The 18,210-nt window shown below is 55.6% G+C and carries 12 protein-coding genes; 4 read left to right on the top strand and 8 right to left on the bottom strand.

Annotation, left to right across the window (positions count from 1 at the left end; translation table 11 throughout):
• Positions 1 to 5 precede the first annotated feature (5 nt).
• A protein-coding gene (prfB, locus tag AMR42_RS13145; RefSeq protein ID WP_143473080.1) for a peptide chain release factor 2 occupies positions 6 to 1,131 on the bottom strand; the annotation gives its coding sequence in 2 pieces (ribosomal slippage) (positions 6 to 1,055 and positions 1,057 to 1,131; 1,125 coding nt in all).
• 1,057 nt (positions 1,132 to 2,188) lie between these two features.
• On the opposite strand from prfB, the gene AMR42_RS13140 reads away from it, so the two are divergent.
• Entirely contained in the window at positions 2,189 to 3,295 is a 1,107-nt protein-coding gene (locus AMR42_RS13140; RefSeq protein WP_158234476.1) for a tetratricopeptide repeat protein, read from the top strand.
• Positions 3,296 to 3,493: 198 nt separating this feature from the next.
• On the opposite strand, the gene AMR42_RS13135 is transcribed toward AMR42_RS13140, so the two are convergent.
• The 3 genes from AMR42_RS13135 to AMR42_RS13125 are packed head-to-tail and all read right to left on the bottom strand — an operon-like array spanning position 3,494 to position 8,060.
• Complete coding sequence (locus AMR42_RS13135; protein ID WP_099534108.1) at positions 3,494 to 5,269, bottom strand: ABC transporter ATP-binding protein; 1,776 nt, start codon at positions 5,267 to 5,269, stop codon at positions 3,494 to 3,496.
• Between the two features lie 30 nt (positions 5,270 to 5,299).
• Entirely contained in the window at positions 5,300 to 6,709 is a 1,410-nt protein-coding gene (locus AMR42_RS13130; RefSeq protein ID WP_099534106.1) for a GNVR domain-containing protein, read from the bottom strand.
• A gap of 49 nt (positions 6,710 to 6,758) precedes the next feature.
• Entirely contained in the window at positions 6,759 to 8,060 is a 1,302-nt protein-coding gene (locus AMR42_RS13125; RefSeq protein ID WP_099534104.1) for a polysaccharide biosynthesis/export family protein, read from the bottom strand.
• 1,234 nt (positions 8,061 to 9,294) lie between these two features.
• On the opposite strand from AMR42_RS13125, the gene gap reads away from it, so the two are divergent.
• Both gap and AMR42_RS13115 read left to right on the top strand, forming a co-directional pair.
• Positions 9,295 to 10,314: a type I glyceraldehyde-3-phosphate dehydrogenase gene (gap, locus tag AMR42_RS13120; RefSeq protein ID WP_099534102.1), complete on the top strand. Its 1,020-nt coding sequence runs from the start codon at positions 9,295 to 9,297 to the stop codon at positions 10,312 to 10,314.
• Positions 10,315 to 10,484: 170 nt separating this feature from the next.
• Positions 10,485 to 11,093 carry a hypothetical protein gene (locus tag AMR42_RS13115; protein WP_099534148.1) on the top strand — a complete coding sequence of 203 codons (609 nt, stop codon included), beginning with the start codon at positions 10,485 to 10,487 and terminating at the stop codon, positions 11,091 to 11,093.
• A gap of 281 nt (positions 11,094 to 11,374) precedes the next feature.
• On the opposite strand, the gene AMR42_RS13110 is transcribed toward AMR42_RS13115, so the two are convergent.
• Both AMR42_RS13110 and AMR42_RS13105 read right to left on the bottom strand, forming a co-directional pair.
• Positions 11,375 to 14,023: a CHAT domain-containing protein gene (locus AMR42_RS13110; RefSeq protein ID WP_158234475.1), complete on the bottom strand. Its 2,649-nt coding sequence runs from the start codon at positions 14,021 to 14,023 to the stop codon at positions 11,375 to 11,377.
• Positions 14,024 to 14,366: 343 nt separating this feature from the next.
• Positions 14,367 to 14,648 (bottom strand): hypothetical protein, encoded by a 282-nt coding sequence (locus AMR42_RS13105; RefSeq protein WP_099534099.1) that lies wholly within the window; start codon positions 14,646 to 14,648, stop codon positions 14,367 to 14,369.
• A gap of 354 nt (positions 14,649 to 15,002) precedes the next feature.
• Here AMR42_RS13105 and AMR42_RS13100 point away from each other — a divergent pair, with 354 nt between their 5' ends.
• A complete protein-coding gene (locus AMR42_RS13100) occupies positions 15,003 to 15,968 on the top strand; it encodes a LysR family transcriptional regulator (RefSeq protein WP_099534097.1) in 966 nt (321 codons plus the stop codon).
• Between the two features lie 208 nt (positions 15,969 to 16,176).
• Here AMR42_RS13100 and AMR42_RS13095 read toward each other — a convergent pair whose 3' ends face one another.
• The gene (locus AMR42_RS13095; RefSeq protein ID WP_099534096.1) at positions 16,177 to 16,818 is read right to left on the bottom strand and encodes a peroxiredoxin; all 642 of its coding nucleotides are present in this window, start codon (positions 16,816 to 16,818) and stop codon (positions 16,177 to 16,179) included.
• 712 nt (positions 16,819 to 17,530) lie between these two features.
• The gene (locus AMR42_RS13090; protein WP_234406991.1) at positions 17,531 to 18,166 is read right to left on the bottom strand and encodes an alpha/beta hydrolase; all 636 of its coding nucleotides are present in this window, start codon (positions 18,164 to 18,166) and stop codon (positions 17,531 to 17,533) included.
• Positions 18,167 to 18,210: the final 44 nt, after the last annotated feature.

Here is an 18,210-nt window from a genome sequence, read left to right as displayed (position 1 = left end):
CTGGACTATAAGCCAACGGCATCAGCAGCTTGGCTTTCTTGGCGCAAATAGCTTTCGATGAATTGCCCCAAATCACCATTCATCACCGACTGAATATCGGTGGTTTCTAATTCCGTGCGCAGGTCTTTCACCAACTGATAGGGGTGAAACACATAGTTACGGATTTGGGTTCCCCAGGCCGCTTCCACCATGTCGCCGCGAATATCCGCGATTTCTTTGGCCCGCTGTTCTTGGGCAATCACCAACAGTTTGGCCTTCAACAGAACCATCGCTTTTTCTTTGTTTTGCAGTTGCGATCGCTCCTCGGTACAACGCACGGCCAACCCCGTGGGTAAGTGGGTAATCCGCACGGCCGTTTCCACTTTGTTCACGTTCTGGCCGCCTTTGCCGCCGGCCCGCGAAGTGGTAATTTCTAAATCTTTGTCTGGGATATCCAGTTGAATGGAATGATCCAAAATTGGCATCACTTCCACGCCCGCAAAGCTGGTTTGGCGCTTGCCATTGGCATTAAAGGGCGAAATTCGTACGAGACGATGGGTACCCTTTTCCGATCGCAAATAGCCATAGGCGTAGCGACCTTGAATTTCTAAGGTAACGGATTTAATCCCCGCTTCGTCACCTTCAGAAAGCTCGCTGATCGCTACTTTATATTGTTGTTTTTCTGCCCAGCGGGTATACATCCGCATCAACTGCTCGGCCCAATCTTGGGCATCGGTTCCCCCAGCCCCAGCGTTAATGCTTAAAACGGCTCCTTTGCTGTCGTAGGGGCCAGATAATAAGCGTTGCAGTTCCCAGGCATCCAGTTCCGCTGCCAATTGATTTAAGGAGGTGAAAGCTTCCTGAAGGAGACCATCATCGGGTTCTAATTCCAGTAGCTCCAGGGCGGCGCGGCTGTCGTTGAGGGTGTTTTGCCAGCGATCGATCTGTTGTAGATCTCCCTTGGCATCATTTAAATCTTGCAAAACTTGCTGGGCCTGGCTTTGGTCGTCCCAAAAGTCTGGCTGGGCGGCTAGGTTTTCCAAGTCGGCCACTTTGGCATTCAAAGCAGCTTGGTCAAAGACAGTCCTGAGCGTTGCCCAGGCGATCGCACAGCAAATCAATTTGGCGTTTCAGGTCTGAGGCATCAAGCATAGGGTCAAATTAGCAATTAAGGCGATGAAACAAGGTAATGAAACGGGCTAAGCGCTGGGATTTGCGCTACTCATTTCTGTACATTTTCGTACAGGTTTGTGCGTTTTCGTTGGTCTTGGATCGGTCTTGGATCGGTCTTTGTGCGTGCTTACACATCTTGTTTTGCATATCTTTGCAGGCCGCTGTCATTAGCACGATCAGCAAAGGGTGATTAGCAAACAGGATCAGTAAACAGTTGGCAAGGTCACAGCCTAAAGACTATAGCAATCCTGTGGCATTCTACCTGCCTGCTTTTGCTGATGCGGAAGTGGAAGTGCGATCAAATTGCGATCGACCGGGCTGGGCTGGGCTGCGGCGACAATCGAGCCACCCCTGTAAGTTCTAGGCGAGCTGTGGGCACAATAAGGCTGAGTCGTGGCCGTTTCAGAGGAGATGATCTCCAAAATTGATGCTGCGCCGCGACCGATTGCAGGGACTCTATAACCACCGAGCGATCGCTCACTGATGGGTTTCATCCCCTGTGGGGTGCTCGGGTGTTTCTGATAAGCTATCTGCCCAAATGGGTTTGTTTCTGAATGGCGATCTTTTTGAGTTCCATGCTTCAGAAAGGTGGCAGACTCGATCGCCAAATCTTAGAGGATGTCTGAACAGCGCCCTTAGGGACTTGCCGAATCCCGATGAGGACGAGGGTAAGGGGCTTAAACCTCTGATTTCGTTGATCGGCAGGGCAAGGACGTCTCAATTTTGGCTTTTCAGACATCCTCTCAGGAGACAGCGACAGGTTCAAAGTTGCAATTCAGTGTGGTTGGTGCGCGATCGCTCCTAGGAGCTTGCAAACGCACTTTTCTGACCCAACGTATAATGAAACCGTTTAGGAATCATCAGTGGGCGTTGGCCAAACTTGCTCCTGATATGGCCTAATGGGTGGGCTGATTAATGGTTCAAGGGTAACGACCGAGCGGTTATTCCTAACGAGGCGATCGGGAACTTGAGAGATATGGAAGTGCAAATCCAAGATCGTGGTTGGTTTGCTAACCGTCATTTCTCGACATCGCCTATGTCGAATCCTGCCGGAGACTCTGGGGACGATATGGATTCGGATGAAACAATCACGACCAATGCCGACTTGCGAGAAGCGGAAACCACCATGGCCAAGCTGCTCCATGACGGTTTTGAGGCCTATCGAGAACGGCAGTTCAATCAGGCAGAACAGTTATTTGAGGCGTTGTTGACCTTGGCGATCTCGGTGAAGGATCACCATCGCGAGGAACGGGCCTATAACGGTCTGTTTTTGGGCTACTATGCCCGCCATCAGTATGAGCAAGCCCTGGACTGTGCGCGTCGCTGGCTGGCCACCACCCGGGCCCATGGCAATTGGCAAGGCCAAACCCACGCCTTGGCCCATTGGGGCAATGCTTGCCGTCACTTGGGCCAGTTCGATCGCGCCATTGTGTATCAACAGGAGGCCCTGGCGATCGCCCGAGACATGGGGGAGCTAGATAGCCAAATTGCCATCCTGAATAATTTAGGTCTGACCTACAAAGCCGCCGGGGACTATCCCAACGCGATCGTATATCAGCGCCAAAGCCTGGATGCAGTGCGACAGGTGGGCGATCGGGAAGCCGAGCGGCAAGTGCTCAAGAATTTGGGCAATAGTTACTATGCCTGCGGCGACTACATCAGCGCGGTGGAATATTATGACCAACTGCTGCGGCTGTCCTACGCCAATGATGACTATGCAACGGCGAACCAGGTTTTACGCAGTTTGGCGAGTGCCTGTCGGCATCTGGGCAATATGCAACAGGCCATTAATTACTGCAAGCAGCGGCTAACGGTGACGCGGGCCCTCAAGGATTTGCGAGGTGAAGAGCAAACCCTAGGAGCGTTGGGTGTGGCCTACGATGCCCAGGCTGACTATGGCACGGCGATCGAGTATTACCAGCAACGGTTGACCGTTTCGCGCCTGATTCCTGACTTGGATGTGGAATTACAGGCGCTAGCGAGTTTGCGAGTGGCCTATTACTCGTTGGGAAATTATGCCAAAGCCAATGAGTATGCTCGGCAGCGGGAGGCGCTGGTGGGTCACTCGCCCGATGACTCGGAGGTGGATAGCAGTGCGGTGGAAACCACGATCGGGATGCTGAGTGATGAGGCGAAGAGCTAGGGTCGATCGTCATTTCCCGGAATCAATCGCCTGAAACCCTGATGACCTCGTTCTGCAAACCAATCAGCCGTAGGGGCAAGGTCTCCTCGCCCATTCCCGTGATCCCTGGTTGTTCCCAGGGGTGGACAGGGTTGTAGCGATCGCCCGGGTTAGGGGTGGGAGACCCAACCCCTACGGCGATGGCAATGACGACAGCCCCTAAGCCGTCTGATCGCCGGTTTGCAATCGCCACAATTCAGCATAGATTCCGTTGCGATCGAGCAGGTTTTCATGGCGGCCCGATTCCACTAATTGCCCCTGATCCATCACATAGATACAGTCCGCATTGCGGATGGTGGAGAGGCGATGGGCGATCGCGATCGTGGTGCGATTTTGGGTGATTTTATCGAGCGATCGTTGAATCGCCGCTTCGGTTTCGTTGTCCACCGCCGACGTAGCCTCATCCAAAATGAGGATGGGGGGATTTTTCAGAACCGCCCGGGCGATCGCGATCCGTTGCCGCTGCCCACCCGACAGCTTTTGACCCCGCTCACCGACAATGGTTTCGTAGCCCTGGGGAAGTTGCTGAATGAAATCATCAGCTTCCGCAATTTTGGCCGCCGCTAGAATTTCATCCGGGGTAGCGTGAAATGTGCCATAGGCGATGTTTTCAGCCACCGTTCCATGGAACAGAAAAACATCTTGACTCACCAAACCAATGGCTCCACGTAAGCTTTCTAGGTCGATTTCACGGGTATCAATCCCATCAAGCAAAATAGCGCCATCGTTAATTTCATAAAGACGCAGCAGCAGCTTCACCAAGGTGCTTTTGCCGGAGCCAGTGGCCCCCACAATTGCAATCGTTTGACCAGCGGGGATCGTGAGGGAGAGATTTTGCACCACGGGCGATCGACCTCGATAGGCAAAGGCCACGCGATCGAGCACAATTTCACCGCGAATCTCCGAAGGGGCAAAGGTTTTGGTTCCTGAATGGGCATCAATGGGCGTATCCAACAAATTAAAAATTCGCCGAATAGAAGCCATGGCTCGCTGATAGTTATCCAGGGTTTGACCCAAAGTGGTGAGGGGCCACAAAAGCCGCTGAATAATGAAAATTGAGGTGCTGTAAACCCCGATCGACATGCGCCCCGCCGCCGCTTCCAAACCGCCCACCACCAAAGTGGCCGTGAACCCACAAAGGATCACCATCCGAATCAAGGGCACAAAGGCAGCGCTATAGGCGATCGCCCTTCGGTTAGAACGACGGTAGGCATTGCTATCGATCATTACCCGATCGTGTTCATAGCGCTCCGCCGTGAAACTTTTGATGGTTAAAATGCCACCCAAATTATTCGCCAACCGGGCACTGAGCAAGCCCACAGTTTCTCGCATTTCGGAATAGCGAGGGGCCAAATTTTTCTGAAAGGCGATCGATCCCCACAAAATAAATGGCATGGGCAACATCGACAGCCAGGCCACCTGAGGCGCAACCGCAAAAAAGCTACCCCCAATGATCAAAACGGTCGTGGTCACCTGCAAAACATCATTTGCACCCGTGTCTAAAAAACGCTCCAACTGATTGACATCATCATTTAAAATCGAGAGCAATTCTCCGGTGCTGCGCTCTTCAAAATAAGCCAGCTCCAGGGATTGCAAATGGTCATAGACCTCCAATCGCAAATCATGCTGAATAGATTGGGCTAAATTGCGCCAAACGCGCTTGTAGGCATATTCAAAAACAGACTCCAAAATCCAAATTAGCCAGGTTAAAACCGCCAGCACCAGGAATTGCTCTGTGATTCCCTGAAGCCCCCAGGAAGCCAACCAGGAATCCTGCCGCTGCACCAATGTGTCAACGGCTAAACCCAGCAAAGCTGGTGGAGCCAGGTCAAAAATTTTATTCAAAACCGAATAGGCTGTCGCTTGCCAAAGCTGACTGCGATATTGCGGCAGGTAAAGAAATAAACGACGAAGGGGATGCAAAGCCTGAGTCATGGGAAGGGGCAACGTAAAAACAGTAATTAATTAACTCATCTTTTTTTCAGAGCGCGATCGAGAACTCCAAACTTCCGCAATGATGATAATTGCAGAAGCCATTAGGGTGCTGCCAAATAACCCTAGGGCTAAAACCTTGACCTTGCCACCAGAAGATGGCTTACGAGGCACAGTCGCTGGCTCCAAAATTCTGGTGCTGTTGTTGCGCTGTTCTTCCTTGACCAGGAGTGTTTGCAAATTGGAAAGTAGGGTTTCATAGGTTCCTTGGGCGGCCTTTAGCTTGCGTTCCAAATAACGCTGCTCTTGTTCAATTTTGGGCAAGCTACGGCTCCGTCGGAGATATGTCGATCGGCTGTCTTCAAAGGACCTGAGTTTATTGACTGCGCTCACTCGCTCCGTTTCGGAGTTGAGGTATTGCTGAATTAAAGTCACCCGCAATTCCCCAGCCTGCAAGAAGCTGGGCGGAACCGCTTGCCGATCGCCCAAAGTTTCTTGAATTCGCTTTTGCAAAATGTCTTGCAACTGCCGCTCCCGTTCCATCAACCGGGAAACCGTGGGGCTGCTGTCCGTAAAGCGCGATCGTTGCTCTGCGAGTTCTTTTTGGGTGTCTTGCAGATCTACCAAAACTTTCTGAACACTGGGGGACTGGCTGACGGCTGCCACCACCACAGCTTCCTGGGGAGAAAGATTGAGTTGACGGCGCAAGACTGTGGCTTTGGCCGCCGCTTCCATTGCTGCGGCTTCTGTGTTGGTAATTTGCTCATCGAGCAACCGCAGAGCCAGCACCGAAGTTCGCGCTTCCTCTTCTAAATTAATCACCTGATTTTGTTCTTTGAATCGCTGAAGTCTCAGTTCTAAATTTCGCAGTTGCTTTTCCACCTGTGGCAACTCACGAGACAGAAAAATGCGAGCCTGAACGGTGTCTTCTCGGGCGATCGCCACGTTGTTATTGCGATAGACCTCAATCACGGAATTCACAACCGCCGCCGCCAACTCTGGAGACTCATTGACATACGTAATGCTGACCACATCCGTTGCGCCAATGATCTTGACTTCCAGCGCTGTCTTCAGCTCCCCTGGCCCTAAGGGTTCGCCTTTTTTATCTCGCAAGTCCAGCTTTTTGATGGTGCGCTCTAGTAATGGTTCCGAGAGCAAAATTTCCATCTGATTACTGATGGGACTCTGGTCAACCAACAGCGATCGCAGCGGATTATCCGACTCATCCCGTGCAAGACCCGTCAGCTCTTGAGTGGAGTCAATTCTGAAGAGAATCTTGGCTCCAGCCTCATACACAGGCTTCACGCGCCGAGCCGCCAACACAGAACCACCCATGCCCAAAATAAAAACACAAGCAGCCGGTAGCCAGGCCCGTTGACAAGCCTTAAGGATAAGCCCTAGGGGATTGAAGTCGATCGCCTCGCGGGATGTCTGGGACTGCATAGGGTTCAGGTAATGAAATCGAAGGCCGAGGGCTAGGCAGTTTATTGAATTACTGAAAATCGGGAACGCTGGGGGCCAACAGGCGACGCAGGTTCGAGAGATTATCCACAGGCGACAGCAACACCCGCAGGAAGTCCGTAATCCGGGTCACGCCATTGGTGTTAATCACCACGATGTCGTTGTTCAGCAACAGGGGATTGGTTTCCTCATTCAGGCCGGCTTGCAGGTCAATGGGGATGCGGCGGGCGGTGGCTGACCCATCGGGATTAATCCGAATCAGGTCAACTTGGCTGGAGACGGCGCGGGGGCGCAGGAATCCGCCGGCCGCCAAGACGGCCTGATTGAGGGTGGCGTTGGGTGGCAGCTTGATGAGGCCGGGGGCTTTCACTTCGCCAACCACGTTCACCCCGATCGTTTCGGGGGCAAAGCTAGCCCGGGCCACGCGCGAAACCTCCTCAGAAGAAAAGGTGCTGGCCTTTGGAATCATCAGCATGTCTCCATCCCGCAGCAGGATATTTTGGCTGAGGTCGCCACTTTCCAGCAGTTGCCAAAGGTTAAGGGTTTGGTCTTGGGGAGTGCCGCTGGGATCTGAGCGCCGGAGGCGGATGTTACGAATATCGGCGAGGGGGGTGATGCCGCCGGCCGCCACGATCGCCCGGGTCACGTCTGGCCATTGAAGGGGTAACTGATTGGGCGCTACGTCCCGATTGCTGACCTCGATCGCGTAGGAGCCGGGCCGATTCACTTCCCCAGAAACGCCAATCCGAACCGGGCGGGGCGTTAAAACATTGACGGTGATGATCGGGGTCTTGACGAAGGGGCGATAGGCCTGGCTGAGGGCACTGGCCAATTGCTGAGGAGTTAAGCCTCGGGCCCGCACAGAACCAATCCAGGGCACGGAAATCGTGCCATCAACCAGCACCAGGTAGATACGGTTGCTGAATTCGGGCACATCAAAAATTTCCACCTGTAGCCGATCGCCCGTATCCAGTTGATATCCATCGATCGGGGGCTGAAGCGTTGGATCAAGCACGGAACCCGCCGAGGTGGACGTGGGAGCCAGCAGCAACCGGGGCAAAGGCTGAAGGGTTGCAGAATTCGGCGCGGAGTTTGGCGCGGAATCTGGCGTGGAATTGCCGGAGGTGGAGTTAGCCGATGGATTAAGGGTGGAATCGGGTGCTGCAACGCTGGAGGGGCCGTCGGGCGCACTGAGGGCCGGTTCATCAAAAGGGCCAAGGGGTTGGGCCGCCACGGGCTGGGCGATCGATCCCCAACAGCAACCACCCAAAATGCTAACAAGCAGTGCAGTTATTCGACTCGACGGCCGAGGGCTTTGAAGCAGGGCTGACATAGACAGCAGAGGATTGAGCAAATGCGCGGGCAAGGGTTTAAGTGACCATAGAACGGTAACTGCGCTGCAATGCACCCGATTCTTGAATGAGTTGCGTCAATGGAGCGATCGCACTGGTTGAGGGGTCTTGGTGGGTGACCTGCGCCCCAATCCCAGTCACGATCGGGAATTGGGGCATTTTGAGGAATTTCCCAAGATTTGCCCAAGATTTGCCCAAGAAGTGATCGTTTCCAGGGAATCAACTACCATCGCGACCATCATAATCTGACCGATAGCGAGGATGGTGCTCAGGTTAACTCATCCATTACTCCCCCTGGGGATCGGCTGCAAGGAAACTTGCCCATCGCAGAATCCGGTTATTCTTCACGGGGCGATCGGGATCAATCGCAATCAATCCCCAAAAATTCAAGGGTTTCAGGGTTACTGCAAGGGAAACCGAGGGGGGTTGCGATCGGGATCCCTCGGCAACGGCTCGATCGATGGCGGGTCAGATGCCCCTTTAGATTGCACTAGTGATGATCAAGATTTGGTAGCAATTTTCACGAGATTCCCCGTAATCTTGCAGGGTTGACTCAAAATTCATCTTGCATAAAACTTCTCGCCCGAAATTGACTAAATTTTCGGCCTTTTCCTATTTTTCCATCAATTCTTAATGTTGCCAGATTTGTTGTGACTTGGTGAATATTTGACCAAGATTTCGAGAAATACTTTGGCAAATACTTGGCGAACACCATAGGGCAAACATCACCGGTCAACCCCTTCCGAACACCCTCCTGGAAAATGTACCCATGGTGCTTCCCTGACCGAACGGCGATCGAGGAAATCGATTAACACCGATCCCAGAACCGATCGCCCCGATCGCAACCAAACCCAATCCGCCACAGCCCCATCACAGCTTTAGAAGATGGCTCGGTGATCTCTTGAGACACTCACCAATCACCACCCGATTTGCGGGTCAAGCGGCTTCAGCTTCCTGTTTTCGTCGGTTGGTGCGCTGAATTAGGCATCCGTTTTGGCCTTTCAAACCCCCTATCGGGTTGAGCAAACCGGGAAAAGAGTCTTGAAAAAAAGCCAAGAACCGTCACCCCTTGCCTGAATCCGGTTTAGGGTCGTGAGAGATTGATCCGCGTTGGGATTGATTCCCTCACCCCTTGGGTCAAAATAACTGCCGGGGCTGACCCTGTGGGTTCAAGCCCGTTTGATTCATGACTTCGCAAGCAGGAGAGTTTTGATCATGGCCCCGATTAAGGTTGCCATTAACGGTTTCGGACGCATTGGCCGATTGGTGTTTCGCGGTGCGATCGCCAATCCCGACATTGAAGTTTGCGCAATTAACGACCTGTTCCCCCCCGAGAGCCTCGCGTACTTGCTGAAATATGACTCCACCCACGGCCGGTTCAAGGGCACGGTGGAAGCGGCCGAAGGCGGCCTGGTGGTGAACGGCAAACTGATTCCCTGTTTTGCTTGTCGCAACCCGGAGGAGTTGCCCTGGGGTGACCACAATGTGGACTTTGTGGTGGAAGCCACCGGAATTTTCATTGACCATGCGGGAGCCAGCAAGCACCTGGCCGCTGGGGCGAAGCGGGTGATTATCTCCGCACCCACGAAGGATCCCGATCGCGTGCCGACCCTGGTGGTGGGCGTGAACCACAGCAGCTTTGACCCGGCCAAAGATTTCATCGTGTCCAACGCCAGTTGCACCACCAACTGTTTGGCCCCGATCGCCAAGGTGATTCATGACAACTTCGGTCTTGCTGAAGGGTTGATGACCACCGTCCATGCCGCCACCGCCACCCAGCCCACCGTGGACGGCCCCAGCCGCAAGGATTTGCGCGGCGGCCGCAGTGCCATGCAAAACATCATCCCCGCCTCTACCGGAGCCGCCAAGGCCGTGACCCTGGCTCTGCCGGCCCTGAAGGGGCGCTTGACTGGCATGGCGTTCCGCGTGCCCACGGCCGATGTGTCGGTGGTGGATTTGACCTTCCGCACTGAGCAAGCCACCAGCTACCAAGCCATTTGTGCCGCCATGAAGGCCGCCGCTGAAGGAGAGCTGAAGGGGGTATTGGGCTACACGGAAGATCCGGTGGTTTCTACGGACTTCACGAGCGATGCCCATTCGAGCATCTTTGACGCAACGGCGGGCATTGAGCTGAACTCGAATTTCTTCAAGATTGTGTCTTGGTATGACAACGAGTGGGGCTACTCGATGCGGATGGTTGATTCGATCGTGGCGATGGCTGCCAAAATTAGCTAATCATTCGCTAGTCACTGGCTAATTGATTGACGCAGTAGACAAGGGGCTTAAGCCCCTTGCTCTCGCACTTTCGTAATGGTGGAAGGCTTGATTCGACCCATCACTTTTAGCCTGTGATGCTGTTATGAAATTGCATCCCAAAACACTCTGAAGGCACTGTGGAGGAAAAAATGGAAAAACCCTACAGCACCGATGAGTTACTACAAATTTTGGCGGAAGAACAGCGGGCCTGTATGCAAGGCCAACGCCTACATTTGACGGCGAAAGTATCAGGAATTGCGCCGCTCGATCGCCTGATTGACCCCAAAGGGATTCAAAAATTTACGGCTTATCAAAACTTCCGGGCCCAAATTCATGCCTACCAGCGTGAACAGGGGGTGTCGGGCTTGGTGTGGCGATCGATTGCCCTGGGCCCCCACCGGCTGAACTATCCCGAATTACATGATCAATTAGTTGCGCTGCCGGAGGATATCCATACCCTTCAGCGCTTTAAGGATGATGCGATCGAATTTTGGCGATCGGTCACGGTGGGGTTCGATCGCCACTTGAGCGTGGCCGGGGGGCGAGACTTTTGCACCCTCACCCCCAGTGATGAGCAGCGCTTGATTGATCGCGCTGAGTGGGTCAGTTTGGATCCGCGCGGCCAAGCATTGCCCTGCGAGGTGGTGTTGCAGTTGGGTTGGGGCGATCCGGCCGGCGCACGCTACCGGCGCGACTGGCCCCAATCGGGCAGCGAGTTGGTTCATGCCGTGCCGCCCGGGGGTTGCCCCATGCCCTAGCCGCCGGCCGCAAAAATGCCCATCACAATGGCCGACAGCAACAGCCCGGGACTCAGCAGCAATACCAACGTGCCTAGATCATGCCAATTCATAGTCTTAATCCTCGTTTCAGTCCTCGATCGCGACGATCCTTCAAAACAACCCTTCAAAAACCGAACCATTCCAGAATGGCTTGACAGTTTTTGGGGCTTTGGAAGTTTTTGGGGCCAAACCGTGGCCTGCTCCCGATCGTAGCGGCTCTTTTTGATCCCGTCCCGGAAGATCAGCTTTGACTTCAGGTTTCACAGCCAATTGCCCACCAGGATATAGGGGGCCCAAAAGAAGGGATGGCGAAAGTTGGGGTTTTTGAGCAAGGCAAGCTGAGCCTGGCGCAGGGATTCGGCCTTGGTGGCTCCGGTGCGCAGGCTTTGGTAAAAATCTCCCATCAGCAAAGCGGTGGATTCGTCGCTAACCTGCCACAGGGTTCCCAACACGCTGCGAGTGCCGGCCTGGATGGCAATGCCCGTGAGACCCAGGGTGGCGCGATCGTCCCCTCGGGCTGTTTCGCAGGCACTCAACACCAAGAGTTCGATCGGGGGGCGGCTGGCCGGTCGGCGCAACAGTTGGTCAAAATCTGCCAACTCAATGCGGCGATCCCAAGCCAACAGAAAGGTGCGATCGGCTCGGGAACTGAACTGGGCATGGGTTGCCACATGGACGATCGGGGCGTTGTTTTGTTGCAACGCTTGGCGCAGGGCCTGCTCCGTCAGGGCCTGATCGCGCAAGACGGCCGCCGGTAACTCCTGGGCCAAAATATCTAGCTCATCGGCCACAAAGGGCAAGGCTCCCAATTTTTCCGCCTGGAAACTGGGGGCCACTTCCGAAACACCCGCCGCCAAGACGTTGAGCGATCGCGGGTTCAGGGCTTTGGGGGCAAAAAGCTGCAAACCCAAGGCCCTGGTGGTGTTGTAGCGCTCCAAGAGATATTGCTCTCCGTCATGGAGGGCGGCGATCGGGATATTCGCCAAGGGCCCATCCAGCACAAACACCAGGGTTTTGACTCCCGATTGGGCTAATTCTGGGGCAATCGGAGCCACTAGCCAGTCATAAACCTGCTTGGACAGGCGCAAGCGCTCCCGGTTGGGAATAGTCGGGTCTTGGACGGCCTGTTGCACCCGTTGCAGGGTTTGGAGAACGGTGGCTCGGGGCACAGGAACCACGGCATAGCGCAACGGTTGGCCCGGTAATTTGGTGAGGGTGGCCACGCGATCGCTTAAAACAATGGCCTCCACGGCGGCCGTGTCCGATCGCCCGTCAATGGCCCGATCGAGCGGTTCCGGTTTGGCATCCAAACAAGCTTGGCGAAAGAAGTTTTCCAATTCCACCAACTGCAAAGCTTCGATCGCCGATCGGGCCGCTTGCAAGTCTTCCTGGCTGGGGTTGCCCCGCAGCAACTGATCCACAAACTCCCGATAGACCGGCTCCACCCGATCGCGGAAGGAAAACTGCACCACGGAATCCATCCCGGCCAGATCATTGCGCAATTGCCCGATCGCTTGGGTGGCCAGGCGATAGGCCGCCAGGGAACCGGTGCGATCGCCCCCTTGGGCCCGCAACTGCCCGAGGGAACGGGCCGTGCGATAGGTCACCTCCGGAGCCGCCAACCCTTCCACCAGCGCCAGGGATTGCTCCAGCCAACGCGCCGCCAGGGCAGTTTCCCCCCGTTGCCGATAGGTTTCGCCCAACTGACCCCAAACCGCCGCCGTCAAACGGTGATCGCCCAGGGCTTGGGCCGCTTGGGCCGCCTGTTGCAACCCTGCCAGGGCCAAGGCCGGTTCATTCACGGTTGACCACCAGCGAGCCAGGCGCATTTGGGCCGCAATCCGATCGCGCCCGATCGGGAGCTGTGCCACCTGGGTGGCCAACGCTTGCAGTTGAGCCTTGCTGACGGTTTCTCCGGGTGAGCTGCCCGTTTCCAAACCCAGAAACACCATCTCCCAGCGCTCCAACTGACCCCACAGCCGATCGCGATCGCTCCCGGCTGCCGCTGCCGCCACCCTTGCTCGATCGAACGATGCCATGGCCTGTTGTCGAAGAGTCGTCCATTGGGGATCATTGCGATCTAACCCTTGGCGAGCCAACAGGGCCCGGGTGCGGGCCAGGGCCAGGGCGGCGGTGCTGCGATCGGCCGGGGTTCCCGACTGTTCCAACACCGTTGCCGCTTGACTCAACCAAGTTTCTGCTCGGGCCAATTGCCCCAGCGATCGCAAGGCCTCCCCAGCCGACAGCAGGCCCAACCCTTGCAAGCGCGTGGGTTCGCGGGGGGCCTCCGGGGCAGTGCCAATTTGCCCTTCAATCACCATCAGAGCACGCCCGTAGAGTCCCAGGGCTTGCAGGGCCTGGGCCCGATTCAGGCTGGCTCCCAATTGCCCATCCCGATCGCCCGCCGATCGATACAGGGATTCCGCCTGCTCCAAAAGTTGAATCGCTCGGGCCGCCTGCCCTGCGGTCAGCTCCAACCGGGCTTGCTGATTCAAGGCCGCCGCCCGCAACCGCACGACTCCCTCGCCGCGCAACGCCGCCAACAGGCCCAAACTCTGTTGCACTGCCTTCAAGGCCGCTGTTCGATCGCCCAATTGCCCCCAAGCCAAGCTGATACCATGCCAGGCGGCTCCTTGGGCCGCGCGATCGTCCCGTTGGGCCGCCTGTTGGGCCGCCCGCTGCCAATGGTCGATCGCCTCCGTAAACCGGCCCGCTTCGTAGGCCTGGCGTGCTTGTTCAAACTCCGGAGCGCCGGCCGGGGCGGCCAGGGGGGCTGGGGCTGGCCCTTGGGCGATCGCGGGGAACGCAGCGAAGGAAACCGTTCCCAACACCAACCCACAACCCACCCAACCCAACCATCGGAGCGATCGGCCCCATTGCCCCCACGCCCGCTCGTTACCTTGCCCCATGCCCATCAATCACGCTCGCTGTTGTGGATCAATTTCCTTTCTCCACTATCACCGACCAATCCAGAATTCCCGGTCTCTTCCCGGGTCTTTTAACGGTGCTTTGAGCGTGATTTCGATTGTTTTGACCGGTTTTTGACTGGTCTTTAACTGGTTTGATGGCCAGTCATTAGACCTCTTGCGTCAATCAAGACCCTCACCCTAAATCCCTCTCCCAAGTCGGGAGAGGGACTTGATCACCAGCTACGAGATCGCTGTAACGCAATGGTTCTGGCCCCCCTTCGCCCCCCTTGGGAGAAGGGGTTGGGGGATGAGGGCTTCTGGTCGATTCGCGTAAGAGGTCTATTCAAAACCGATAGCGATGGTGCTCCTCTAGCCAGCTCCGGAGTTCCCGCTCAGCCGGGCTAGAGAATCGATCGCCCGTGCGTGGATCCCAACCGTAAAAAATTTCCTCACCGGTTGGCAATGTCCGCGACCAAATTCGGATCTGATCAGGCGTGCTGAGCCGCATCACTGCTTGATGACCCCAATGGGCCAGCCGTTGCCCAAAATTGCCTAGGATGGTGTTTTCAGCACAGCAGTCCGCCAACCACCGCAGGGGCGATCGGGTTGCAGAGGTAAAGTGCATGACTCGGTTCTCCTGAAGAAACAAATCTCCTGGCCATCGTTGTGGAAGGCGGTAGCCAGGAGATTTGCTGTGCCTTCACCCTATCAAGGGTCGGCGGTTCGATCGACCGATGGCTTGCATGGGAGGTATGAATGAAATCGATGGATGTCTTGGTTGATCCTCCAAAGTGCCGGTATAGCATGGAGAGCAATTCGGCGAGCGCAATTCGGCTCCGGGTTCTGACGGCACTTTTCTCAATTTGCCGGATTTGGCCTGTCAAATTTAATCTGCTGAATTTGCTGAATTTGCTGAATTTGCCGAATCATTTGCTGAATCTTTAGATCGCTTTCCAGTCGATTCAACATCGACTCAGCTATGGGCGAAATTGCTGCAAAACTCAAGTTGTCTCAACTACGAACCCTGGTGGCGATCGCCGATCGGGGAAATTTCAGCCAAGCCGCCCTGGATCTCGACATTTCCCAATCCGCCGTTAGCCACGCGATCGCCACCCTCGAAGACGAACTGGGGGCCATTTTGCTGAATCGCGGCCGCCACGGCGCAACCCTCACCGACACCGGGCGCGAAATTGCCGACAGTGCCCGCAAAATTTTGGAACTGCTCAACGACATTGAGCGCCAGGCCAAAAGCGCCCGCGGCCTCGATTCGGGCCATGTGCGCGTGGCCTGTTTTCGCAGCGTGGCCACCCACCTGTTGCCTAAGGCGATCGAGCATTTGCGCCACCGCTACCCCGGCATCGCGATCGCCATTGATGAATACGACACCAGCCAGGATATTGAGGAAGAACTCCGCGCCGGCCGGGCAGATGTTGGTTTTGTTCTGTTGCCCGCAGGCAGTGAGTTTGAAACCTGGAACGTGATGATGGATGAATATTGGGCGATCGTCCCCAGCAGCGATCGGTACGCCACGGAGGTGATTGCCTGGGAAGATTTATTTTCTCGCCCGCTGATTTTGCCGCCCCGGCGATTTTTGTGTGCGCAAATTGTGCTCGATCGCTTCGCCAAGCTGGGCTTGAATGTGGAACCCAGCTACGAAGTCCGGGAAGATTCCACCATCCTGAGCATGGTGGCCCAAGGATTGGGCGCAACGGTCATGGCCCGGCTGGCCGCAGAACCGATCCCAGCCCAGGTGCGGGCCTATCGGCTGCCCGTGCCCTTTCACCGACACATCGGTCTGGCCATCTTGGCCAATGCGCTGCATTTGCCGCCCGTGTTTGCGGTGCGTGATGCGCTGAAGGAAACGATCGCCCATTTAACGCTGCCGGGCCAACCCCGACCAGAACAGCCCTGGCCCAATCTCAGGAGATCGGGACGGCCTGCCTAATCGGTGTTCCATTGATACGGCCCGACACACCAGCCCAATACACCAAACCAATACACCAGACTAATAAAATAGCCCCCCGATCACACCAGGGCGATCGGGGGGCTATTTGTTGATGTGTTGATGTTGCTAACCACCAGGTGGCCCTAACCCCAAGCTCAAGGATTCAGCTTGAAATTAAAAACCACCGGAGATTAAAAACTGATTGAAATTACTTGTTGGGCTGGGGAGTCAGGCGCAGGTAAGGCTTGATTTCCGTCACGCCCTTGGGGAATTTCTGGCGAGCTTCCTCGGTGGGGATCGAGGGAACCACCACGCAATCGCCGCCATCTGTCCAGTCAGCGGGCGTAGCCACACTGTAGTTATCGGTCAGTTGCAGCGAGTCAATCACGCGCAACAGCTCATCAAAGTTGCGGCCGGTGCTGGCGGGATAGGTGATCGTCAAACGCAGCTTTTTGTTGGGATCGATGATGAAGACCGATCGCACCGTCAGGGTGTTACCGGTGCTGGAATTGGGGTGAATCATCCCGTACAGCTCCGACACTTTCTTATCTTCGTCGGCCAGAATCGGGTAATTCAGCGTCGTGCTTTGGGTTTCTTCAATGTCGGCCGTCCAGCCATGGTGCGAATCCACGCTGTCAACGCTCAGGGCCAGCGCCTTCACATTGCGCTTGTCAAATTCACCCTTCAGTTGGGCAACGCGGCCCAGCTCGGTGGTGCACACGGGGGTATAGTCCGCCGGGTGCGAAAACAGCACCACCCAGCTATCACCAGCCCAAGTGTAGAAGTCGATCGAGCCGTGGGTGGAAGCCTGCGTGAAATCGGGGACGGTATCGCCAAGTCTGAGAGTCATGATTCTTCGTTGGTCAATGATTAATTGATTGACATCCTCCTCGCCCCAAAGGGTGAGGATTCCTCACCGCGCCTGAACCCAGCGAATCGGGCCGAGGTCGCTGAATGGGGTTGACGCTTCACAGGCCACCACTGGCGAACCAGTCTGACGCTGGCCTCCACGTCCGTTTAAAGTCTCGGACTGCCCGCCCGCGACGATGCATCAAACCAGTCAGGAGTGAATTTGCGGGCTGATGGGTCTGGGGGGCTAGAGGGGAGAGCGCCCGCAGATCATGATGCCACGAAACCCCAGTTTTCCGACCGGATTTTCGATCTTTTTCACCCAACAGGCCCGCCAGCGGAATTCCAGGCGACAAATGCGGTTGATTCGGCTTGGCAGTTCCGCTGTAGCTGGGGCTTGTACTGCTGGAAAAATTTAATGAAGCGCTTTAACGATTAGGCGTTCAGGTCATCCTAATCACGGCCCGGAGTAACGATCAGGCGTTCAGGTCATCCTAATCACGGCCCGGGATGCGAATCTTGCGATCTGGATGTTCAGAATAGCAGGACTCTGTAGCGAAATTATCAGTCTTCGTGAATCTGCAATCCTTCTGGGGACAAACCGTAAAGTTCCGCAATGATCCTGAAAGGTTCGTCATGCGGTCTTGAATCCTCAGCAATGCTGGATTGTCAGCAATGCTGGATTGAACGATCCGCCGTGCTTGCTTAAACCATCATTTCGGACAGGATGCTGAAATGCAGGCGAGGGAGAAGGTGCGCAGGGCGGAAATTTGGCTCATTTGGATTTCATGGCCCCCATCGAGTTCCAAATAGGTGACGGTGGCATCGCGGGCTTGGAGATCGTCGCGCACTTGCCAGGCGGCTTGGATTGGAACGACGAGATCTTGGCGGCCGTGGGTCACCAGCACTTGGGGCCCCTGTTTGAGGGAGCTGACTTGCGGCAGGGTGTGAAAATAGCCACTGAGGGAAGCAACGCCGGCCAGGGGTAGCGCTAACCCCACGTCTAGGGCCATGGCTCCACCTTGGGAAAATCCACAAAGGATGGTTCGATCGAGCGGGATGCCCGATCGCTCCGTGGTGGCCAACAGCCAGTTTTGGAGCTGGTCTCGGCTGGCCTGCAAGCCTGGATAATCGGACGATTCCAAGTCGTACCACATGCGCCCTTCATTGGAGTAGGGATAGGCCATGGGGGCTTGGGGAAATTCCATGTGCCAATCTGGCAAGTTCAGCAACGGAGCCAACGCGGCCACATCATTTGCATTTGCCCCCCAACCATGAAGCGCGACCAGCATTGCCGCTGGTGTGCGGTTCGCCTCGGGGGAAATCGCGATCGCCTCTAATAAAGCCACGCGACAACTCCTCGGTAGAATGAACCCGTTAAGCCTCAATCCTA

Source organism: Limnothrix sp. PR1529 (assembly GCF_002742025.1).
Classification (GTDB): Bacteria; Cyanobacteriota; Cyanobacteriia; order CACIAM-69d; family CACIAM-69d; genus CACIAM-69d.
This window is presented reverse-complemented; position numbering and strand designations above follow the sequence as displayed.